15 protein-coding genes, 1 tRNA gene and 2 riboswitches are annotated in these 21438 nt (G+C 65.0%); of the genes, 3 read left to right on the top strand and 13 right to left on the bottom strand.

The window, feature by feature from the left end; translation table 11 throughout:
* Window positions 1-28: 28 nt before the first annotated feature.
* Entirely contained in the window at window positions 29-5938 is a 5910-nt protein-coding gene (locus E5675_RS06700; protein WP_168707805.1) for an autotransporter domain-containing protein, read from the bottom strand.
* A 363-nt stretch (window positions 5939-6301) separates the two neighbouring features.
* Between E5675_RS06700 and E5675_RS06695 the strand changes: the two genes are divergently transcribed.
* Window positions 6302-8554, top strand: a complete 2253-nt coding sequence (locus E5675_RS06695; RefSeq protein ID WP_136173832.1) for a sensor histidine kinase — start codon at window positions 6302-6304, stop codon at window positions 8552-8554.
* Here the strand turns inward: E5675_RS06695 and E5675_RS06690 are convergent.
* The 3 genes from E5675_RS06690 to E5675_RS06680 all read right to left on the bottom strand — a co-directional run bounded on the left by E5675_RS06690 (window position 8540) and on the right by E5675_RS06680 (window position 10914).
* Window positions 8540-9157, bottom strand: a complete 618-nt coding sequence (locus E5675_RS06690; RefSeq protein ID WP_136173831.1) for a response regulator transcription factor — start codon at window positions 9155-9157, stop codon at window positions 8540-8542. The two genes, E5675_RS06695 and E5675_RS06690, sit on opposite strands and share 15 nt — an antisense overlap.
* A 161-nt stretch (window positions 9158-9318) precedes the next feature.
* Window positions 9319-10569: a cation:proton antiporter gene (locus E5675_RS06685; protein ID WP_136173830.1), complete on the bottom strand. Its 1251-nt coding sequence runs from the start codon at window positions 10567-10569 to the stop codon at window positions 9319-9321.
* A 269-nt stretch (window positions 10570-10838) separates the two neighbouring features.
* Window positions 10839-10914, bottom strand: a tRNA-Trp gene (locus E5675_RS06680).
* Between the two features lie 92 nt (window positions 10915-11006).
* Between E5675_RS06680 and E5675_RS06675 the strand changes: the two genes are divergently transcribed.
* The gene (locus E5675_RS06675) at window positions 11007-11951 is read left to right on the top strand and encodes a DMT family transporter (RefSeq protein ID WP_136173829.1); all 945 of its coding nucleotides are present in this window, start codon (window positions 11007-11009) and stop codon (window positions 11949-11951) included.
* Complete coding sequence (locus E5675_RS06670) at window positions 11948-12571, top strand: glutathione S-transferase (protein ID WP_136173828.1); 624 nt, start codon at window positions 11948-11950, stop codon at window positions 12569-12571. The genes E5675_RS06675 and E5675_RS06670 overlap by 4 nt, the downstream gene beginning before the upstream one ends.
* Before the next feature lie 183 nt (window positions 12572-12754).
* On the opposite strand, the gene E5675_RS06665 is transcribed toward E5675_RS06670, so the two are convergent.
* The 9 genes from E5675_RS06665 to gcvT all read right to left on the bottom strand — a co-directional run bounded on the left by E5675_RS06665 (window position 12755) and on the right by gcvT (window position 21184).
* Entirely contained in the window at window positions 12755-13075 is a 321-nt protein-coding gene (locus E5675_RS06665) for a hypothetical protein (RefSeq protein ID WP_136173827.1), read from the bottom strand.
* A gap of 78 nt (window positions 13076-13153) precedes the next feature.
* Entirely contained in the window at window positions 13154-14713 is a 1560-nt protein-coding gene (locus E5675_RS06660; protein ID WP_136173826.1) for a fatty acid--CoA ligase, read from the bottom strand.
* 101 nt (window positions 14714-14814) lie between these two features.
* On the bottom strand, window positions 14815-15450 hold the full coding sequence (locus E5675_RS06655; RefSeq protein ID WP_168707804.1) for a DUF938 domain-containing protein: 636 nt from the start codon (window positions 15448-15450) through the stop codon (window positions 14815-14817).
* The gene (locus tag E5675_RS06650) at window positions 15447-15893 is read right to left on the bottom strand and encodes an ABA4-like family protein (protein WP_136173825.1); all 447 of its coding nucleotides are present in this window, start codon (window positions 15891-15893) and stop codon (window positions 15447-15449) included. Before E5675_RS06650 ends, E5675_RS06655 begins: the two co-directional genes overlap by 4 nt.
* Window positions 15894-15923: 30 nt before the next feature.
* Window positions 15924-17471: an aminomethyl-transferring glycine dehydrogenase subunit GcvPB gene (gene gcvPB, locus E5675_RS06645; RefSeq protein WP_136173824.1), complete on the bottom strand. Its 1548-nt coding sequence runs from the start codon at window positions 17469-17471 to the stop codon at window positions 15924-15926.
* Window positions 17468-18826, bottom strand: coding sequence for an aminomethyl-transferring glycine dehydrogenase subunit GcvPA (gcvPA, locus tag E5675_RS06640; RefSeq protein ID WP_136173823.1), 1359 nt, complete (start codon window positions 18824-18826; stop codon window positions 17468-17470). Before gcvPA ends, gcvPB begins: the two co-directional genes overlap by 4 nt.
* Before the next feature lie 12 nt (window positions 18827-18838).
* Window positions 18839-19645 carry a hypothetical protein gene (locus E5675_RS06635; RefSeq protein ID WP_136173822.1) on the bottom strand — a complete coding sequence of 269 codons (807 nt, stop codon included), beginning with the start codon at window positions 19643-19645 and terminating at the stop codon, window positions 18839-18841.
* A 39-nt stretch (window positions 19646-19684) separates the two neighbouring features.
* Window positions 19685-20056 (bottom strand): glycine cleavage system protein GcvH, encoded by a 372-nt coding sequence (gene gcvH, locus E5675_RS06630; RefSeq protein WP_037554592.1) that lies wholly within the window; start codon window positions 20054-20056, stop codon window positions 19685-19687.
* 3 nt (window positions 20057-20059) lie between these two features.
* The gene (gene gcvT / locus E5675_RS06625) at window positions 20060-21184 is read right to left on the bottom strand and encodes a glycine cleavage system aminomethyltransferase GcvT (protein WP_136173821.1); all 1125 of its coding nucleotides are present in this window, start codon (window positions 21182-21184) and stop codon (window positions 20060-20062) included.
* A 52-nt stretch (window positions 21185-21236) separates the two neighbouring features.
* A riboswitch (glycine riboswitch) is annotated at window positions 21237-21345 on the bottom strand.
* Window positions 21346-21436: riboswitch (glycine riboswitch) on the bottom strand.
* Window positions 21437-21438 lie beyond the last annotated feature (2 nt).

The following is a 21438-nucleotide window of genomic DNA, read 5'->3' as shown; positions in this document are numbered from 1 at the left end:
GCGTGAACCGCTTCCGATCGGGTCGCTATCAGAAGGCGATGCGCGCAGTTACCCGTGCACCATGGGCGCTGCGATCCGACGCCAGCGTGCCGGTGTAGGCCGCGCCGAGGCGGAAGGCCCCCGTGGTGAATTCAAAGCCGGCTTCGACCTCCGCCGAATTTTTGGGGATTGCGATGCCAAGGATGTCGAATGCCGGACCACCCGCGACGAAGCGCGAGACGATCGGCGCGCCGCGGTCGTTGAAGGCGCGGTTCCACGCCGCCGAGACATAGGGCTGGAAGCCCGGCTGCCCCGCGTTGAACTGCGCCCGTGCGCCGAGGCTGAGGAAGGTCGTCTTCTGGTCGGCCTTGCCCACCGTCAGCGCCGCATTGCCGCCGGTTTCGGTGAAGGCGTCGCTTCCGGTGTCGACATGCGCCAGCCGGGCAAAGGGCGTGATCGCCGTGTTGCCGGCGGTGATGTCGTAACCGATTTCGCCGAAGATCTGCAGCGTGTCGGCATCGCGCTTCGACGTCAGCGTTTGCGCCAGCGGCGCGCCGCTGATGCCGCGGCTGGTGTCGATGTCGTGCCAGGCATAGCTGACCCCGACGGTGCCGCGTAGCCCCTCGCCGCTGCCATAGGTGGCGTGCGCGGCGAGATATTTGCTGTCGACCTCGGCCCGGTCATTGCGGCCGTCGAAGCGGAAGTCCGACCCCCCGATCCCCGCCGAAAGCGCCGCGGCAAAGCCGTTGCCGCCGAAACCGACGCCCGCGACCAGCCCCTTGTGGTCGGTGTCCATCGCAAAATTGCCGCGATTGGCGTCAAAGTCGCCCCAGCCGCCGAAGGCCGAGCCCCAGACGAACGCGCCGCTTTCCTCGGGCGCCTTCATCCCCATCAGGCTGTTACGCAGGTGGCGGCTGTCGTCGGTCAAGCCGCTGAGCGAACTGGCGAGGATTTCGCCCGACAGATCGCCGAAACTCGCCTGCGCGGTCGCCGCATTCTGGACCAGAACCGCTTCGTAAAGGGGGTTGTCGATCCCGAGCGCCTGGACCGCGGTCGCGACGCTCGCCTGGTTGAAGCCGATCGCGATGTCGGCGAAGTCGATGTCGTTGCGATAAAGCGACAGGATCACCGAATTGGCGTCGTAGCGCAGCAGCGGATCGAGGAAGGCGAGATCGCTCGTCACCGTCCCGAAGGTGCCGGTGATGCCGCCCGCGCCCGTCAGGATCACATAATCGGTCCGCCCGTTATATTCGCCCTCTTCGGCGAGGACGGCAACGCTTGCGGTGCTGTCGATTGTCACCGCGCCGGTGGCGTCGAGGCGGTCGGCCTCGCCCGCGGCGTTGACTTCGACCTCGTAGGTCGAGCCGGCGGCGAAGGCGAGGTCGCCGTTGACCGTGAGCCGGCCGATCGAATTGCCCGGCGCAAGCGTGCCGCCGTCGCCGACCGTCGTCGAACCGACGCTGCCGTTTCCGCCGAGGGTGCCGCCGCTGTTGACGGTCACCGGCGAGACGATCGAGCCGTTCACCGCAAGGGTGCCGCCGTTGACCGCGGTGGGGCCGGTGTATGTGCTGTTGCCGGTCAGGTTGAGCGTGCCTTCACCCTGTTTGACGAAGCTTCCGGTGCCCGAGATGTTGCCGCCGAACGCGGTGTTCCCGGGCTGGTCGACGGTCAGCTGGCTGTTGCCGAGTTCGACGGTCGAACCTTCCTGGCCTTCAAGGCCGCCGATCGTCTGGTCCTTGCCCGTGATGTCGAGCGTACCGCCCTCGCCGAGGTTGAAATCGGTCGTCGGATCGATCGTTCCGCCGATGCGCACCGAACCGCCGAGGATGTTCGTCACCCCTTCGAAGGCATAGTCGCCCATGAAGGTCAGCGCGCCATCGCCCATCTTGTCGAGCACGCCATTGCCCGAGAAATCGCCGAGGAAGTCATAATTGTCCGAGCGATTGAAGACGAAGCGGCCGTCGTTGACGATGTTGCCCGCGAAGCTGCCCTCGGTCCCGCCAGCGCCGAGTTCGAAATAACCGTCGCCTTCGGTCCGCACATCGCCCTGGAGCACGCCGGTAAGCACCAGCCCGCCGTTGGAGATGATCGTGCCGCCGGTGTGCGCGATATTCGCGGTATCGACGGTGAAAACGGCATCGCCGATCAGCTGCAGCTGCCCGGCCCCGTCGATCGTCAGATCGTCGAGCGCCGAGACGGTTTCGTCCTCCCCGAAGTTGAGCACGAGCAGGCCGTCGGTCCGCACCGCCGAGGTGAGGATCGGCGACGAGGTGCCTTCTTCGCCGAGGTCGACTTCGTTGACCTGGAGCGACGCACCCGCGTCGATCGTGACATTGCCGAATTCGCCGACGAAGCCCGATGTCGACCAATAGCCCGCCGCGACGTCGAGCGCCTCGAAGCCATTGGCGGCGGTCAGTTGCTGCGCTTCGGTCAGTTCGAGGACGTCGCCGTCGAGCGTCAGCGTGTCGATACCGTCGCCCGCATCGACGAGGCCCGAAATCGCGCTGCCCGTGCCCAGCGTGACATTGTCGTCGAAGGCGCCGAGCAGCACTGCGACGCCGCTTCCGCCGGTAATCGTGCCACTGTTGACGAGGTTGGTCTGCGTCGTCGATTCGATGCCCGTACCGGCGCTCTGGATCGTGCCGGCGTTGGTCAGGTCGAGCTTGCCTTCGCCGCTGGTGTAGACGCCATAGGCGCCACCCTCGATCACGCCGTCAGCGCTGTTGTTGATCGTCACGTCGCCGAGCGTGCCGTGAAACACGCCTGCCGCCGCGACGCTGCTGATCGTGCCGCTGTTGTCGAGCGTCGCGGTCGAAAGGTCGCTGCCGAAGCCGACGCCATAGCCGTTGAGCCCGTCATCGCGGGTGCCGGTGATGGTTCCGCTGTTGACGACGCTAGCGGTCAGTCCGCTGCGATCTTCGCCGGGATCGGTGTTGATCGCGGTGCCCTGAATGAACATGCCGCCATCGACGCCGGTGATGTCGCCGGCATTTTCGACCGCGCCGCCGCCCGACAGGATGATGCCGAAGCGGGTGCCTTCGATTTCGCCGCCTTCGGCATTGACGACCGAGGCGCTGAAATCCTCCTTCGCCTGGTCGGTGAAGGCATACATCGAGATGCCGTCGGCGAAGGTCGTTCCCTCGCCGCGGATCGATCCGCTGTTGGTCACGGAGCCGCCGCCGATCAGGCGCACGCCGTCGTTCGCCTCGCCCAGGATGCTGCCGCTGTTCGTAACCTGCGTGCCGACCGCGAGGCCGACGAGCGCGCCGATCTCTTCGTCGAACACGAAGGCGGTGGTGATCCCGGCGTTCGCGCCGCTGATCGTGCCGCTGTTGGTCACGCTCGACGACGCGGTGCCGATGGTGATGCCCGCGTCGGGCGGCGCGCCGAAGCCATCATAGGCGCCCTCGCCGCGGATCGTGCCGGCATTGTCGACGGTCAGCGTACCGCTCGACCCGCTGTAGATGCCCGAGGTGGCGCCGGTGATCACGCCGGCTTCCTCGTTGGTGATCATGAGGTCGGCGAGCGAGCCGTGGCTGACGCCCTCGGCGAAATCGCTGCTGATTGTGCCGCTGTTGACCAGCGTTGCGGTCGACATGTCGCTGCCGAAACCGACGCCATAACCTTCGGTGCCGGTGCCGCCGAAATCGCCGAGCCCGGTAATCGTGCCGCGGTTGACGACGTTCGCGGTGAGCCCGCTGCGTTCCTCGTTCGGGTCGGTGTTGAGCGCGGTGCCCTGAATGTAAACGCCGCCCGACGCGCCGAGGATTTCACCGTCGTTCACGACTTCGCCACCGCCCGACAGGATGACGCCGAAGCGAACGCCGATGATCCGCCCCTCGGTCTCGTTCGTGACGAGCGCGCTATAATCCTCATTCGCCTGGTCGGTGTAGGCGAACATCGACACGCCGTCGGCAAAGGCGTCGATCTGACCGCCGATTTCACCGCTGTTCGTGACGCTGCCGCCGCCAATCAGACGCACGCCATCGTCGTTATAACCATAGATCGTGCCGGTATTGACCACCGTGGTGCCGGTCGCGAGGCCCTGAAGCTGGCCGGTCGCGGGATTGAAATAATTGGCGGTCGTAATGCCGAAGCGGTTGCCGGTGATGCTGCCGCTGTTGACGACCGAGCTGGGCCCGCCCGAAATGGTGACGCCCGCGTCGGGCGGCGCATCGAAGCCGGGATTGACGCCGTCGCCGTGGATCGTGCCCGCATTGGTGAGATCGAGCCCGCCAAGCTCGGCGTGGATGCCCGACGCCGCGCCGGTGATCGTGCCATCTTCGGCATTTTCGATCACCGTGACGCCGTCGGTCGTCGAGGCGTACACACCGTCGCCGGCCGCGCCGGTGATCGCTCCGCTGTTGGCGACCGAGAAGCTCTCCAGATTGCCGAAACCGACGATGCCGTCGCCCGCGAGGCCATTGATCGTGCCGCTGTTGGTGATCGTGCCGGTCAGCGGCTCCTCGCCATTCTGGATCAGCACGCCCATGCTGTTGCCGTCGATCGCGCCGGCATTGTCCACCGTGCCGCCCGACGACAGGGCAACGCCGGCGCGTACGCCGGTGATCTGCCCTTCGGTGGTGTTGGTGACGCTCGACACATAGCCTGCCGGGTCCTGCCCGTCGTAAGCATACATGTTGACGCCGTCCGACTGGGCGTTGTTCAGGCCGCTGATCACGCCGCTGTTGACCACCGTGCCGCCGCCGACGAGCCGCACAGCATCGTTATTATTCCCGATGATCGTCCCGCTGTTGGTCACCGCCGCATTGACGGCAAGAAACTGCCCCGGCCCTTCCGGCGTTGTCGGCTGCGCGTTCGTGACGACTCCGAATTGCCCCCCGCGGATCGTTCCGCTGTTGGCGATCGCGGCATCGGCGGTCAGGATGTTGATGCCGTTCTGCGAATCGCCGCGGATCGTGCCCGCATTGTCGACCGTCAGCCGGCTCGTTCCGGCCTGAATGCCGTTACCGCCCGATGCGATCTCCCCACCCTCGGCATTGTTGACGATCAGCTCGCCGTTCGACTGTCCCAGAATCGCCCCGGCAGACCCGTTGATGATGCCTTCATTATTGATCGTCGTTGTTTCCAGCGCGCCGCCCGCGAGCACGCCGAAAAAGCCGAGGACGACGCCCTCGTTGTTCAGCGTTGCGCTCCGTCCGGTCTGTTCGGGCGTTGCGCCCATGACGATCCCGAAGGGAACCTGTGCCCCCGGAATTGCGGGGTTGAACTGGCCGGTGGCCTGGATCCTGCCGCCTTCGTTGTTGATTGTTCCGCCGCCCTGCAGGACGACACCGAAGGTCTGTCCCTCGATAATCCCCGTGTCGATGTTCGTGACCGTGCCGATGCCGGTGACCCCCTCTGCGATGGCATCGGGGAACTCGGTGATAGCAACGCCGATCCCGTTGACACCGCTACCCGGAGCGCCGTTGAGGCCCTGGATCAGGCCGTCGTTGTTGGTGACACTACCCCCACCGGCCAAGGCGACGCCGGCACCTGCCTGGCCGATAATCGTTCCGGCGTTGGTGACGCTGGTGTTCGCCGCGAGCGGCTGCGGCGGCAATTCATCGTCATTTTCGTCTTCGCTGAAGAAATAGGAGGTCGCGATGCCGTTCGAACCGCCGATGATTTCGCCGCTGTCGCGGTTGGTGACGCTCGATCCGGGCTGCGCGATAACGATACCGCCGCTGGGGCGGCTTTCGGCGCTGCCGATGCTGGTGCCGAGGCCGCGAATCTCGCCGGCATTGTCGACGGTGACAGGGCCATTGTCGGCATAGATGCCAATGTCGAGACCCTCGACATCTGGATCTTCCTCTTCGATCACGATTTCCAGCAGTTCGGGCTGGTCGTTGTGGATGCCGAAGGACTCCTGCGCGGCAGCGGGCGCCGCGATTTGGCCGATCGACAGGCCGACGATCGCGCTGGTGGCCAGCAGGCGGGATTTCGAAATACGCGACATGATAATGACTCCCCTCGACATTCAAGCATGGCGAGGGGTTCGCCGGAGGACGTCGCGTCCTCCGGCTGGTCCACCCCACCCCCCAAAAATTATGCGCCCCGGCTGATGGGATGGCTCGCATCTCTCAGCTTTGTGCGCGTTGACTAGGTCGTGGCTCCCCCGAGCGTCTACCCAATGTTTTTTTGGGTAAATTTGCGACGGACCGTTGACGTCATGCTTGCACACCCGGCGGTGCGGCCGTTACGGTGACCCCGTCACCGGGGGGTGGGTCGCTGATATTCGGGGAGCGCGCGGCTTCGCGCGCCTGTGCCCCGTGGACATGAGGGAACCGCTGGCCCCGCAATCAAACGACGGGTGCCCATCATGCGAAGCCTGCTTGCCGTCCTGTTTTTCACCCTGCTCGGGCTGGTGCAGCCGGCGTGGGGCGCCACGAACACATTGCCCGTGCTCGAACTGCATGCACATGAGGATGCGCCGAATCTGGCGCCTTTCATACGCTTCGCCAAGCGCCCCGGCGACATCCGGACGCCTCGATTAAACGCCATCCTGCGGGGTCCGCTGCAGCAGGTGGAAGGTTCGACCATCCACTTCGGGCCGCCGGGCACGCGCACCGTCGTTCTGCTACAGGTCCGCAACGCCAGCGACGAGCAAGGAAGCTGGATTCTGACCACGGGCCGCGGGTCGCTCAAACACTTCCGGCTCTATGAAGCCAAGGGCGGGCGCCTCGCCTTGATCGTCGATGGCACGGACCCTCAGGCCGCTCGGCAAAATCTCGGCACATATCAGGCCTTCAGTTCCGAACTGATCCTCGGCCCGCGCCAGACCACGCTGGTCGCTATCGAGTTTATTTCGGAAAATTCGACCTATATGCCGCTCAAGATCAACAGCTATGGCACCTTCTTCAAGGAGCGGCGGGCGAATATCTCGATGGTGTCGGGCGTCGTGGTCGGCGCGCTGACGCTGCTGCTGCTCAATTTCCTCTTCTTCTCGATCACGGGTTTCAAGGAATTTCTCTGGCTCGCGGTCGCCGAGGCTTTTTTTGCGCTGAACACGGTCCATTCGGAAGGCTATATCACGATCTTCTTCCTCTACGACAAACCGCTGACGGGGCTGGCGGTGGAGGATTTCATCAAATGCGGCTTTGCCGCGTCGATGGCGCAATTCTGTCGGAGCTTCGTCGACACCCCTACCCATTTCCCACGGCGCGACCTGGTCCTGAAGGCGCTGATCTGGTTCGCGCTCGCGATCATGCTCTTCCAGCCGGGCCTCGCATATTATCCCCCCGAGCTGCGCTTCCTGCTGCACATCGCGACCTGGCTGGTCGCGGTGGCGGTCGCATTGTTCCTGCCCTTCGTCGGCTATGCGGCAATGAAACAGCTCGGCGTCCAGCTCTGGCCGCTCTTTGTAGGCTGGGCGAGCCTTGCGCTCTTCATCATCTATGCGGCGATTGCGTCGATGGGCATTTTCGCATGGTTGCCGATCAACTGGCACCTCGCCGGGCCGATCGGGCTGTTTGAATCGGTCATGGTGACAATCGCGCTGGGGCTGAACCTCAAGAAAATCCAGCGCGACAAGCTCGTCGCCGACTGGAAGTATGCGCAGTCGCTGACCGAACGGCTGGAAATCAGCGAGCGTGCCGCGCGGCTCGCCGAGGAAAAGGCCTTCGCGCTCGAAACCGTCAACAGCCAGAATGCGTTGCTCCACGCATCGGGACACGACAGCCGGCAGGTGATCCTGGCGCTCAACAGCGCTGTCGAGGTCCTCAAGCGCCAGAAGCGCGCCGATGCCGACGACGAGCTGGTCGAGATGCTCGAAAGTTCGGCCGACTATTTGAACGAGATCGTTTCGACGACTATCTCGGGCGCCAATATCGCCGCAAGCGATACGGGCTTCGTCGCGCTAAGCAGCTTTCGCGCCGAGGCGCTCGTCGAACCCCTATCGATGATGTTCAAGACCCCCTTCGCGGGCAAGAAGCTGACGCTGGACGTCCTTGTTCCGGACAAGGTGACGATCATTTCCGACCGGCCCTTGCTGATGCGCGCACTCGCGAACCTGCTGAGCAACAGTTACAAATATACCCACACCGGAGGGGCGAGCCTCTCGCTCGCGATCGAGGATGGCTGCGCCATCATCACGGTCCGCGACAGCGGAGGCGGAATGCCCGCCGAACTGGTCGCGGCGCTGAACGACGGCATCATGACCCGCATCCGCGCCGATGAAAGCGACGAAGGCAGCGGGTCGGGCTTCGGATCGGCGCAGCGCATCATCAGCACGCTGCGCGGATCGCTGAAAATTGTCGCATCGAGTGCCGCCGGAACCGAGATCCGGATCGCGCTGCCCGCGGCTTTTCCGTCGGTCACTCCGGTGTCCGCCGAAGCCTTGCGGGCGGAGCTCGACGGCTGGGCGCTGCTCGATTTCGACGACCGCACGGCGTTCGAGGCCGGACTCGATGCCGCTGCGAGCGGCCCGACGATCGCGCTCACCTATGACGACACGACCGTGACGCGCGGGCGGCTCAGCCAGCTCGTCACGATGATGGCGGTCAAGCCCGCATGCCGCGAAATGGCGCTCCACCCGCTTTTAGGCGCTGTTTCAGCAAGATCAGAGCAGGTTTAACTCGTTCGCCCGCTCGACGATCTTTCGGTTGTGCGGGACGTCGAGCTTGCGCCGCAGTTCGGCGATATGGAACGACACCGTCGGCGGCGCGATCGCCAGCCGATAGGCGATTTCCTTGTTCGTCTCGCCCTGCGCCAGATAGTGAAGAATCGCCATTTGCCGCGACGATAGCGCGACCGGCGGCTGCTGGAACTTGCCGAGTGCCTCGCCGATATGCGGCGAGACATAGATTTCACCCGCCAGCGCCGCGTCGCACGCGGCAACGATATGGTCGAGCGAGTCCGATTTGCTGACGATCGCGCGCGCGCCGAGCTTCAGCGCCGAATGAATCTCATTCACATGCGTTTCGCCGGTCAGGATGATGACAGTCATGTCGCGCGAACCCACGATTTCGGCGAGCACGTTGATCCCGCGCACGTCGGGCAGATTGAGGTCGAGGATCACCAGGTCGACGGGCTGCGACTGGACGAAGGCGTTGACCGTCGCGCCGCGATCGAGCGCGCCCACGACCGTATAGCGGTCGAGCGACCCGAACAGGAACCGCAACCCGCTCTGGGTGATGCGGTGATCGTCGACGATCAATATATTATGCTTCGACACCATGCCTGCGCCCCGCCTGCCCCGATACGGATTGATCAGCAGATTTTCCCGTCGCCGCAACCCGAATAATATTGGGGGACGCCGGTCGCGCCGACGACCGGGATGTCATGGCGGCCACGTTGGCTGAGGGATCGGCCTGAAAAGCTTCGCCTTCGCCCGCGGCCTCACCGCGCGCGGCGTTTCGCGACATGATCGACGATCGGCCCCGCCGTAAAGCCATGGACGATCGTCGACAGCAGGATGGTCAGAAGGATCGTAGCCCAAAGCTGTCCTTCGTTGACCAGTTCGAGATGGCTCCCCGCATAGGCGAGATAATAGATCGAGCCGACACCCCGTATCCCGTAAAATGCCACGAAAAGGCGTTCGCGGGCCGCAAGTCCCGTGCGCGCCAGGCCGACCCAGCCTGCGATCGGCCGGACGAGGAATATCAGTCCCAGCGCAATGCCGGCATGCGCCCAGTCGAGTATGCCGAAAAGCCGCGGAAAGGTCGCACCGACCAGAAGCAGCAACAGCGCGGTGAGCGCCAGTTCGATCGCCTCGTTGAAACTGTGGAGACGGCCATGGAATTCATGCTCGGCTTCAACCCGGCGGAGGACAATACCGGCGACGAAGCAGGCGATGAAGCCATAGCCTTCGGCGAGTTCGGTTGCGCCATAGCAAAAGAGGACGCCGGCAATCGAAAGCACCCCCGACGCGGTGTCGGCGAGGACGTTGCCGCGCGGGATCACGAAAAGGACGCGCGCGAGGAGCCAGCCGATGGCGGCGCCCCCGAGCACACCCACGGCAATCCGGTAGAAGACATCGACAAGCAGCCATTCGCCGAGCATTGCCGCGGAGAATCCGCTGCTCCCGAGGAGCAGGCCGAGATAGACGAAGGGGAACGCCAATCCGTCGTTGAGCCCCGCCTCGGTCGTCAAGGTGAAGCGTACCGGCTGTTCGTCGCCCTCGGTCGGCGGGCCGACCTGTACTTCGCCCGCAAGTACGGGGTCGGTGGGCGCCAGCACCGCGCCGAGCAGAATGGCTCCGGCGAGTGTCATGCCCGCGAAGGCCCATCCCATGAGCGCCACCGCGGCTATGGTCAACGGCATCGCTGCCGCGAGCAGCCTGACCGTCGGCCGCCAGCGGCGGTAATGCGCCAGATCGTCGATACGGATGCCGGTACCGAACAGCGCGACGATCACCGCCAGCTCGCTCGCGACCTCCCAAAGTTTCGGCACTTCACGCGGATCGAGAGCACGCCAGACATCCGGCATCGCCCAATGGATTGCGATACCGAAGAGGATCAGCAGTGCAGAAGCCGCGGGCTCGCGTCCCGAGAGAAAGCGTGGAAGCCAGAAAGCTGCGATGACGCCCACACCGACGAGCATCATGGCGAAGTGATAGGCACTTAATCCAAAGAAGGCCTGTTCGTTCATGCGCTCCCCCGAGTAATCGGAATCCGTATCGGCGTCGAGCAGATCGGTCTCTATAACGCGATAAAGGTTCGGGGTTTCAACCTGAAGGACGCAGACAATTATCGCATCGAAACGCCTATTTCGCCAAGCCGGGCGGGGTCGTCGGTACCGTGCTGCCGGGCGTCGTGACGCGCGTCGAATGCAATGCGTTCAATGCCGATTTCGCCGCGCCAGGGCAAACGCCATCCGGTTAATCGGCGATGCCGAAATCTTGCTCGAAGACGACGGCCTGGCAGGGGCAGCAGGACTCGAACCCGCGACCCTCGGTTTTGGAGACCGATGCTCTACCAACTGAGCTATACCCCTAGGCCGGAGTGCGCCACTAGCCGGATTGGAGATGCGGGGCAAGGGGGATGACGGGTTGCGCCCACGCGCCGTGCTGATATGCGCGATTTCATATGAGCGACGCTCCGTTTCCCGCCCAGTCCGACGGGCCTCCGCAGCATTATCTGGGGGGGATCGCATTGCGGCTGCTCGCGATGGTCAGCCTCTCGCTGATGTTCGTGCTCGTCAAAAAGATCGACGCGGCGGGCATCCATGTCGTCGAGAGCCTCTTCTGGCGACAGGCATTGGTGCTGCCTTTCTTGCTCACATGGGTGATGGCGACAAGCGGTCTTGCGTCGTTGAAGACCCGGCGGATCGGCGCGCATGCGCGGCGAATGCTGATGGGCCTCGCCGGCATGGCGTGCAATTTCGGCGCGATGATCCTGCTGCCGATGGCCGAGGCAACGACGATCAGCCTGTCGGTGCCCATCTTTGCCGTTCTCTTTGCCGCGCTTCTGCTCGGCGAGGCGACGGGGTGGCAGCGGTGGAGCGCGGTGATCGTCGGCTTCGTCGGCGTGCTCGTCGTGCTCGACCCGCTTTCAAGCTTCGCGGGCGGTTTCGGCGGCACACACGGCGTCGGCACATTGGTCGCCCTCACCGGCGCGATCATGACCGCGCTAATCACCATTGCGGTGCGCGATCTCGGCCGCACCGAAAATGCCGCGACGATCGTCTTCTGGTTCAGCCTGCTCTCGATGATACCGCTCGGCATCGCCCTTCCCTTCGTCATCACGCCGCACGGCGGCCACGAATGGCTGTTGCTGATCGGGCTCGGTTTCCTCGGCGCGGTCGTCCAGATGTCGCTGACCGGCGCGCTGCGCCTCGCGCCAGTGTCGGTCGTGATCCCGATGGATTATTCAAGCCTGCTCTGGGCGATCGCCGCGGGCTGGTGGTTTTTCGGCACCCTGCCCGCCGACACCACCTGGGTCGGCGCGCCGCTGATCATCGCTTCGGGCCTGTTCATCGCCTGGCGCGAACATCGCCGCCATATCGACCGGCCGAAGGAGGTTGCCGCATGACACGACCGATCCTCTACCACTGCCCCGATGCCCGCTCGCTGCGCTGCCTGTGGGCGGTCGAGGAGGCGGAGATCGACGTCGACCTCCGCCTGCTCAAATTCCCGCCGCGGGCGTTCGAGCCCGATTATCGCGCCGTGAACCCGCTGATGACGGTTCCCGGCTGGATCGAGGATGGACGGCTGATGACCGAGTCCGCCGCGATCTGCGAACGGATCGCCGAAGGAACGCCGCTCGAAGTCCGGCGGAGCGAAGCCGATTATTGGGATTATCGCAACTGGCTGCACCGCAGCGACGCGACGCTGACCTTCCCGCTCGCGATCATGATCCGCTACACGCGTGTCGAACCCGAGGAGCGGCGGCTCGTGCAGGCGGTCGAGGATTATAGGGCATTTTTCGGTGGCCGCGCCAAGAGCATCGAGGCAGCGCTGGCCGATGGGCGCGAATGGCTGGTCGCCGGACGCTTCACCATCGCCGACATCGTGATCGGCTATGCGGCGTTCCTCGCAACGACCCTCGGTGCCGACGATGTGCTGGGCGAGGTGACGAAGGCATGGCTCGGTCGCTGCATGGCGCGCGAAGGGTTTCAGCGCGCCCGCACACGCCAGAAGGCCGCAGCGTGACGAAAAAGGGCTCCACCATCCGGTGAAGCCCTCCGTGCCCCCCGTGCATGGCGAAGCCAACGAGGAAAACGCATCGGCCCTTCGGGGTGTCGGTCGCGTGAAGGGCCGTATGTGAGCCCAATTTATGGGGCGGCCGGACGGTTGGCTTTCATATTTTCACGCAGGCCATTGCCCTGTCCCAAACTAGCGCTTGTCGGGATGCGCCCGACGCCATCGAAGTCCGACCATCAGAACAAAGGGCCAGAATATCGTATTCAGCACATCGAAAGCGCTGTCGGGCATCCGCCATGCGCCATGCGCCACGCGATCGGCCGCTTCTTTCGCAATTGCCGCCGCCAGGACGAACAGAAACGGCGTCCATGACGCGAGCGAGCGCCGGGTTAGGATCCGGGCGAGAAACAGGACGACCATTCCGCCATGCACATGCAGCAGGCTGTCCGAGGCGCCCGTGCTCATGCCGAGCGCGGCACTCAGCGGACGGTAAAAGTCGATCAGCCATTCCATCGTTGCGCGCTAAGCACCGCGGAAATGAACCTGCCCTTACCGAACGTCAACCGGCACCGCGACGAGCGGTTTTGGCGCTCAATTCACCATCCGCTCATAGCCTTCCCAATAGGGCGCGCGCAGGTCTTTTCGCAAAATCTTGCCGCTGGCGTTGCGCGGCAACGCATCGATCAGGTCGATGCTGCGCGGGCATTTGAAGGGGGCGATGCGCTCGCGCGCCCAGGCGATGATATCGGCTTCCTCGATGCTGGCGCCGGGCTTGGCCACAACGACCGCCTTCACCGTCTCGCCCCATTTCTGGTCGGGAACCCCGATCACCGCGACCTCCTGCACCGCCGGATGGCCGAAGATCGCGCTTTCGACCTCGGCCGGATAGACGTTCTCGCCGCCGGTGATGATCATGTCCTTCATCCGGTCGTGGATGAACAGATAGCCGTCGGCGTCGAGATAACCCGCATCGCCGGTGCGGATCCAGCCGTCGTCGGTCATCGTCGTCGCGGTCGCATCGGGCAGGTTCCAATAGCCCAGCATATTGTTCGACGAGCGGGTGACGACCTCGCCCACCTCGCCCATGGGGACGGCTTGCCCGTCGGGACCCAGAATGACGATTTCGACCCCGGGAAGCGCCTTGCCCGCCGAGCGCATGCGCGCGTTGCCCGCGGGATCATGGTCCTCGGGCGGCAGCATCGAGATGGTGCCCGTCGTCTCGGTCATTCCATAGGCCTGAATGAACTGCGCGCCGAAGACCTGGATGCACTGGCGCAGCAGTTCGAGCGGGATCGGCGCGGCGCCGTAAAGGATATATTTGAGGCGGCTGTAATCGACGCTGGCGCAGCGCGGGTGCATCAGCAGCATCTGGAGCGCCGCCGGCACCATGAAGAAACGCGTGACGCCATGCTGTTCGACCGCGTCGAATACGCCGTCAGGTTGGAATTCGGCGAGGATGACGCCGGGAAGCCCCGCCGCGAGCGCCATGATGCCGAGCCCGGTACCGCCGATATGCGCACAGGGCATCGCGACCAGTACCGCCTCGTCATCCTCCCATTTGGTGTACGGCATGTCGAGGGTGCTCGAATGCTTGCGGAGCGCGAAGAGGTTGCGGTTCGACAGCACCGCGCCCTTGGGGTTGCCGGTGGTGCCCGAGGTATAGAGCTGGAGCACCGCATCGTTCGCGCCCGACGGCGCGAAGGGCGTGCGCTCGGCGCCCTTGATCATCGCCCAAGCATCGGCAGCCCCGACGATCGCCGGATCGTTTTGCAGCTTGCCCGCAAGCTGCTCGGCAAGCGTCTCGAACCCCGGCCCCGCAAAAACTATCTTCGCCTGGGTGTCATTGACGATGAACGCCCATTCGGCCGGCGACAGGCGCCAGCCGATCGGCGCCATCACGATGCCCGCGCGCGCCGCGCCATAGAAGAGCGTGAAGTAAAGATCGCTGTTCTTGCCGATCCAGGCGATGCGGTCGCCCTTTTTCAGACCCGCGGCGATCAAGGCCGATGCCGTACGCGCGGTCAACTCGTCGAGTTCGGCGTAGCTGTATACGCGATCCTCTTCGCGCATCGCCACCCGCTCGGGACGCTCGTCGGCCCAATGGGTCAGAAATTCGTCGAACGTAAACAGCTCCGAAACGTCGCGGCCCATCGCCTCTCTCCTCGAATCGCGTCGTTTGCGCGCAATTGATGAGAAAGCTAACGGTTCTACCGGCGAGGTAAAGCGCCGATCGGCCGACCCTGTCAGGTCCGTCAGGTGCGACGGAAGAGCAGCATCAAATTGTTCGCGGGCATCGCCCGGCGCTCGGCGAAAGCGAGCCCGGCGCGGCGAGCGGAGGACTTGACCACATCGGTGTCGCGCAGCCCCCATGCCGGATCACGCGCGCGCAAATTGGCGTCGAAGTCGAGGTTGCTCGCCGCAGTCGGCATATCGGGTTCGATATACGGACCATAGAGGATCAGCGGCGCGCCGGGCACGAGCAATCGCGCGGCTCCGGCGAACAGGCCGAGGGTCGCTTCCCACGGGCTGATGTGGACCATGTTGATGCAAAGGATCGCGTCGGCCCGCTCGACCGGCCAATCGGACGCGGAAGCGTCGAGCGCGACCGGCGGCGCGACATTGTCGAGCCCGGTCTCGGCGCGCCATGCCGCGATCGACGCCAGACCGGCGGGGTCGGGATCGCTCGGCTGCCAATCCAGGTGCGGGAAAGCCGCGGCGAAATGGATCACATGCTCGCCCGATCCGCTCGCGACCTCGAGCACCGTTCCCGCCGGCGGCAGCCAGTCGGCGAGTACCGCGGCGATGGCGTCGCGGTTGCGGAGCGTCGCGGGGGCGTGGCGCTTGTCGGCCTCGCCGCCGTCGCCCGGCATCCAGGGTTGCGGCGTCACTTTTTCGTCTGCGCCCGGGCGCGACGCTCGCGTACGATCAGCCAGGCGAAGAGGCCGACCGGGCCGGCCATCAACGTCAGGAACAGGAAGGGGAGTTGCACGGCGCGGCTGAAGCCCTTCTGGTCGGCATCGCGCGCGATCCACATGCCGGTGAACAGGTCGAAGGCAAGATAGTGGATCCAACCCAGCGTCGCCCCGCCGGGACTGTCAAACAGCTTCATCACCCCGGCCAGCGTCGTGAAATCGGCGCTGCCCGGCCCACCCGCATCGATGCCGCCGGTGAGGAAGCCGACGATTAGGATGGTGTAGGTCAGACAGAGCAGCGCGACGCCGAGATAGAGGATGAGCGCCAGCGTCTTCGGCCCGCGCGGCAGGAAGGCGAGTGTGATCCACGCTGCGAACGCCCAGTAATTTGCCAGCAGAAACAGGCTATCCCAGCTCATCGCACTCTCCCCCAATTACCGATATGTCGATCATCCCTCCCACGCCAGCACGGGCTTTCGCGCCGCCAGCGTCTCGTCGAGCCGCGCGCGCGGCGCGAAGTGCGGCGCCGATTTGAGCGCGGGGTCACCGTTCTTCCCGCGCAGCGCGATGCTACGCAGCGCGCCGATAAACTGGTCGAGCACCGCCTTCGATTCGGTCTCGGTCGGCTCGACGAGCATCGCTCCGTGAACCACCAGCGGGAAATAGACCGTCATCGGGTGATAGCCCTCGTCGATCAGTCCCTTGGCGATGTCGAGCGTCGAGAAGCCTTCGGCGAGGCCCTTGTCGCTGAACAGCGCCTCGTGCATGCACGGACCCGACGCCGCAAACGGCGCGTCGAGCACATCCTCCAGGCTGCGCAGGACGTAGTTGGCGTTGAGCACCGCATCCTCGGCGACCTGTTTCAGCCCGTCGGCCCCGTGGCTGAGGATATAAGTCAATGCGCGCGTGAACATGCCCATCTGACCATGGAAAGCGGTCATGCGGCCGAAGGTCGCGGGATGCTCCTCGCCGGCATTTTCTTCTTCGATCAGTTTGAAGCCGCCGTCGGCGTAGCGCGCGACGAAGGGCAGTGGACCGTAAGGCGCCAGCGCTTCCGACAGCACGACCGGCCCCGAGCCCGGGCCGCCGCCGCCGTGAGGAGTCGAGAAGGTCTTGTGGAGGTTGATGTGCATCGCATCGATGCCGAGGTCGCCCGGACGCACGCGCCCGACGATCGCGTTGAAGTTCGCGCCGTCGCAATAGACATAGCCGCCCGCTGCATGCACCGCGTCCGAAATCGCCTTCATGTCGCGTTCGAACAGGCCGCAGGTGTTGGGGTTGGTGATCATCACCCCCGCGACGTCGGGGCCGAGACGCGCCTTGAGCGCTTCGAGGTCGACGCGGCCTTCCGGGGTCGCCGGAATATCCTCGACCGTGAAGCCCGCGAAAGCCGCGGTCGCGGGGTTGGTACCGTGCGCACTTTCGGGGACAAGCAGCACGCGCCGGTCCTCGCCGCGTGCCTCAAGCGCCGCTTTGATACAAAGGATGCCGCACAGTTCGCCATGCGCACCCGCCTTGGGCGACATGGCGACGCCGTACATGCCGGTCAGTTTGATCAGCCAGACCGCGAGTTCGTTGATCACGGCCAGCGCTCCCTGAACGGTTTCCTGAGGCTGCAGCGGATGAACGTCCGCAAAGCCCGGCATGCGCGCGACCTTTTCATTGAGGCGCGGGTTATGCTTCATCGTGCAGCTGCCAAGCGGGAACAGGCCGAGATCGATCGCGTAATTCTGCCGCGACAGGCGCGTGTAGTGGCGCACCGTTTCGGACTCGCTAAGCCCCGGCAGGCCGATGGGCTCGCTGCGCATCAGCGAACCAAGGTCGGCGGCGGGCGACGACTCGTCGAAATCGACGCCGGTGGTTTCGGTCGACCCGATTTCGAAAATCAGCGGCTCCTCGAGCATCAAAGCACGGTTTCCGGTGAAGGTCACATTGTCGTCGGCGCCGCCCGCGGCGTTCATTTCGGGGCGCCAGCCGGCGCGGTTGAGCGCGGTCATGCCAGCACCTCCTTCAGCGCCGCGGCAAAGGCGGCGATATCATCCTCGGTCACGGTTTCGGTCACCGCGACGACCAGCCCGTTCGCGAGGCCGTCATTTTCGGGATAGAGACGGCCGAGCGACACGCCGCCCAGCACGCCCTTTTCGGCGAGCTTGTGAACCGTCGCGCGCGCGTCGGCGGGCAGCCGCAACGTGAATTCGTTGAAGAAGCTGTCGTTCATCACCGACACGCCAGGCACCTTCGCCAGCTCGGCCGCCGCCGCCTGCGCGCGGCCGTGGTTGATAGCGGCGAGCTGGCGGAGGCCGGCTTCACCGAGCAGGGTCATGTGAATGCTGAAGGCCAACGCACAAAGTCCTGCATTGGTGCAGATATTGCTCGTCGCTTTCTCACGGCGGATATGCTGTTCGCGGGTCGACAGGGTGAGCACGAAACCGCGCTTGCCCTTGGCGTCAACCGTTTCACCGCACAGGCGGCCGGGCATCTGGCGGACATATTTCGACTTGCAGGCAAAAAGGCCGACATAAGGCCCGCCGAACTGGAGGCCGACGCCGATCGCCTGCCCTTCGCCAACGACGATGTCGGCGCCCATTTCGCCGGGCGACTTGATGAGGCCGAGCGCGACCGGTTCGGTGACGACCGTGATCAGCAGCGCCCCCGCCGCCTGGCAGGCTTCAGCGAGCTTCGTCATGTCGTCGATGCGGCCGAGGATGTCGGGATATTGGACGACGACGCAGCTGGTGTCCTTGTCGAGGCTGTCCGCGAGCCCAGCCCAGTCGGTGCCGGCTTCGAAGCTCGGGTCGCCGTCGACGAGCACATCCCCGGTATATTTGGCCATCGTGCGTGCGACGCTGCGGTAATGCGGGTGGAGCCCGGTCGAGAGCAGTGCCTTGGCGCGCTTGGTGATGCGGCGCGCCATGACGATCGCTTCCCAGCAAGCCGTCGAGCCGTCGTACATCGACGCATTGGCCACATCGGTGCCGAACAGCCGCGCGACCTGGCTCTGGAATTCGAACAGCATCTGCAGCGTGCCTTGCGCGATTTCAGGCTGATAGGGCGTGTAGGCGGTAAGGAACTCGCCCCGCTGGATCAGATGATCGACGCTGGCCGGAACATGGTGGCGATAGGCGCCTGCGCCGAGAAAGAAAGGCCCTTCGCCCGCGGCGCGATTCTGCCGCGCGAGTGCCGCCATATGGCGTTCGACCGCGAGTTCGCTGGCGTGCACCGGCAGGCCCTTGATCGGACCATCGAGCCGCGCCGCGGCGGGGACATCGGCGAACAGGTCGTCGATCGACGACGCGCCGACCGCCGCGAGCATCGCCGTGCGGTCATCGGGAGTCAGAGGGAGGTAACGCATGCAATACTCCGGTCAGGATACGGAAGAAGAAGCAAAAAGCGGTGCGAGATCGGCCAGCGATCCGCGAAAGGTGGCGGGGCCGCTGTGCGTCGTGCGAACCCAGGGCGCGAGCCAGATGCGAAAACCCGCGTCGCGCGCGCGGCGGCAGAAGGCATAGTCTTCGGACAGCATCAGGCCGCTGCCGCGGTCGATCTCGGGCAGGAAGAGTGCGTGGACGCTTTCGCCCACCCCCGTTCCCTGCCGGTCGCGTGCATCGGTGCGGAAAGCGAGTTCGGGGTGCCGCGCGCAGAGCGTTTCGACGACGTCGCGGCGGATCAGCATCAGCCCGGTGCCGAGCTGCGACAGCTCGACGAGGTCGGTCAACGCGAAGCGTTGATCGGCGTGCAGGAAGCTCAGCGCGAAATCGCCCGCATATTGCGCAAGGTCGGCGGCATTGTCCTTTGCCAGCCCGCGCTCCACGGCGCGCGCAACCTGCGGCCAATTGACCGTACGGCGCGGCACCGCGGCTCCCAGGATCGCGCAGTCAGGCCGCGACGCCATCGCCTCGATCATCGAAAAAATATCGGCGGCGGCGAAGTCGATGTCCGCGTCGACGAAGAGCAGATGGCTGCAATCGCTCCGCACGAACAGGTCGGCGAGCAGGCTGCGTGCGCGGTGGATCTGGGCTTCGTGGAGGATGAACTCGAACCGCACCGGCACGGCCCCCGCCTGCGCCGCCAACGCGAGACCCAGCGCCGCGCGGACATAGGGGCCCTGCGCGCCGTCATAGATCGGCGTCGCCACCATCAGGCGGCAATTGGCTGGCGCGGCGTCGGTCATCGCATCCCTCCCCCTCCCGCCCGCGGGAGGGGCGATCGGTTACAGGGCGTCGCAGAAGGCCTTGTATGCCTTCGCGTCCATCAGGCCATCGAGCTGGCCCTTGTCCGACAGCGTCATGCGAAAGAACCAGCCTTCGCCTTCGGGGTCCGAATTGACCAGCGCCGGATCTTCCTCAAGCTGTCCATTGCCCTCGGTCACGGTGCCGTCGACGGGGGCATAGACGTCGCTGGCGGCCTTCACCGATTCGACCACCGCGGCGTCGCCGCCGGCGGTCAGTTCGGCGCCGGTGTCGGGAACCTCGACGAAGACGATATCGCCGAGCTGGCCCTGCGCAAAGTCGGTGATGCCGACCGTCGCGACGTCGCCGTCGACGTCGATCCATTCATGTTCTTCGGTGTAATAACGCGGCATCGATCAGGCTCCCTGTTTGCGCACATAGCGGTGCGGAATGAATGGCATGGCGGTGACGGTGCAATGGACCAGCTTGCCGCGCACTTCGGCGGCGATCGCGGTGCCCGGCACCGCGTGGTCGCGGGGGACATAGCCCATGGCGATCGGCGCACCGACGCTGGGCGCAAAACCGCCCGAGGTCACGATGCCGATTTCATCCTCGCCGTCGAACAGCTTGGCGCCCTCCCGCACCGGCAATTTCCCATCGACGGTCAGCCCAACGCGCTTGCGGGGCGGGCCGTCCTCGAGATGCCCGAGGATACGCGCGGCACCGGGAAAATTCCCCTCCTCGCGGCGGCGCTTGCTGACCGCGAAGCCGAGGTCGGCTTCGGCGGGGTCGATCTCCGGGCTTAGGTCATGCCCGTAAAGCGGCAGACCCGCTTCGAGCCGCAGCGAGTCGCGGGCGCCGAGGCCGATCGGCTTGACCTCTTCCATCGCGCAGAGCGCGTCGGCGAAGTCGGTCAGCGCTTCGTTCGGGAGCGAGATTTCGAAGCCGTCCTCGCCAGTGTAGCCCGAGCGGCTTAGGCCGATCGCATGGCCCTGCCAGGTCGCGCGGTCCGCCTGCATGAAGACGAGCGTCGCGGCTTCGGGCACCAGCCGCGCGAGCGCATCGACCGCCTTCGGTCCCTGCAGCGCGAGCAGGCCGTAATCCTCATTGTGGTTGAGGGTGATATCATCGGGGAGATTTTCGCGCAGGTGGCCGATGTCTTCCCATTTGACCGCGCCGTTGACGACGATGCCGTACCGGTCGCCTTCGTTGGTGATCATCAGGTCGTCGAGGATGCCGCCGTCTTCGTCGAGCAACAGCGAATAGCGCATCCGGCCGGGCTTCAGCGCCGAAATATCGCCCGGGACGAGCGTTTCGAGCGCTTCGGCGACGCCGTCGCCCGAAAGCTGCAGCTGCCCCATATGGCTGACGTCGAAGAGGCCCGCATTCTCGCGCGTCCAGAGATGTTCGGCCATGATGCCTTCATATTGGATCGGCATCCAATAGCCGGCGAATTCGACCATGCGGCCGCCCTTCGCGCGGTGCCAGGCATCGAGCGGCAGGGTGGCCGTTTCGATCGGAATTTCTTCATCTTCGCGCATATCGCACTCCCGTCGTTGACACGGCAAGACGCGGCCGGGTGCCGCCCTGTGCCATGCCCCCTCTGTCACGGGAACCTGAGAGTTTTCCTCCACGATATCATGGAGTTACCCCTTCGGTGGTTCCGGCGATAACGGCCGGAACGCTTTCCAGAGTGTCCGTTCCAGCCTGCGCGGTCCGCTTGACCTGAGAGTTTCCGGGGCGGTTGCTCCTTCGGTGGCGGGGTTGCCCCCGCGCTCTCCCGCGCGGCCGGTCG

The sequence above is a fragment of the Sphingopyxis sp. PAMC25046 genome, from assembly GCF_004795895.1.
In the GTDB taxonomy this organism is placed as follows: domain Bacteria; phylum Pseudomonadota; class Alphaproteobacteria; order Sphingomonadales; family Sphingomonadaceae; genus Sphingopyxis.
This window is presented reverse-complemented; position numbering and strand designations above follow the sequence as displayed.

Excerpts from the sequence above, each read along its gene's own strand:
- E5675_RS06690 (WP_136173831.1), bottom strand. The coding sequence starts at position 9,157 with ATGGTGTCGAAGCATAATATATTGATCGTCGACGATCACCGCATCACC.
- gcvPB (WP_136173824.1), bottom strand. The coding sequence starts at position 17,471 with ATGACCGCGCTCAACCGCGCCGGCTGGCGCCCCGAAATGAACGCCGCG.
- E5675_RS06660 (WP_136173826.1), bottom strand. The coding sequence starts at position 14,713 with ATGGGCCGCGACGTTTCGGAGCTGTTTACGTTCGACGAATTTCTGACC.
- E5675_RS06670 (WP_136173828.1), top strand. The coding sequence starts at position 11,948 with ATGACACGACCGATCCTCTACCACTGCCCCGATGCCCGCTCGCTGCGC.
- E5675_RS06650 (WP_136173825.1), bottom strand. The coding sequence starts at position 15,893 with ATGAGCTGGGATAGCCTGTTTCTGCTGGCAAATTACTGGGCGTTCGCA.
- gcvT (WP_136173821.1), bottom strand. The coding sequence starts at position 21,184 with ATGCGCGAAGATGAAGAAATTCCGATCGAAACGGCCACCCTGCCGCTC.
- E5675_RS06635 (WP_136173822.1), bottom strand. The coding sequence starts at position 19,645 with ATGACCGACGCCGCGCCAGCCAATTGCCGCCTGATGGTGGCGACGCCG.
- E5675_RS06685 (WP_136173830.1), bottom strand. The coding sequence starts at position 10,569 with ATGAACGAACAGGCCTTCTTTGGATTAAGTGCCTATCACTTCGCCATG.
- gcvH (WP_037554592.1), bottom strand. The coding sequence starts at position 20,056 with ATGCCGCGTTATTACACCGAAGAACATGAATGGATCGACGTCGACGGC.
- E5675_RS06695 (WP_136173832.1), top strand. The coding sequence starts at position 6,302 with ATGCGAAGCCTGCTTGCCGTCCTGTTTTTCACCCTGCTCGGGCTGGTG.
- E5675_RS06675 (WP_136173829.1), top strand. The coding sequence starts at position 11,007 with ATGAGCGACGCTCCGTTTCCCGCCCAGTCCGACGGGCCTCCGCAGCAT.
- E5675_RS06700 (WP_168707805.1), bottom strand. The coding sequence starts at position 5,938 with ATGTCGCGTATTTCGAAATCCCGCCTGCTGGCCACCAGCGCGATCGTC.
- E5675_RS06665 (WP_136173827.1), bottom strand. The coding sequence starts at position 13,075 with ATGGAATGGCTGATCGACTTTTACCGTCCGCTGAGTGCCGCGCTCGGC.
- gcvPA (WP_136173823.1), bottom strand. The coding sequence starts at position 18,826 with ATGCGTTACCTCCCTCTGACTCCCGATGACCGCACGGCGATGCTCGCG.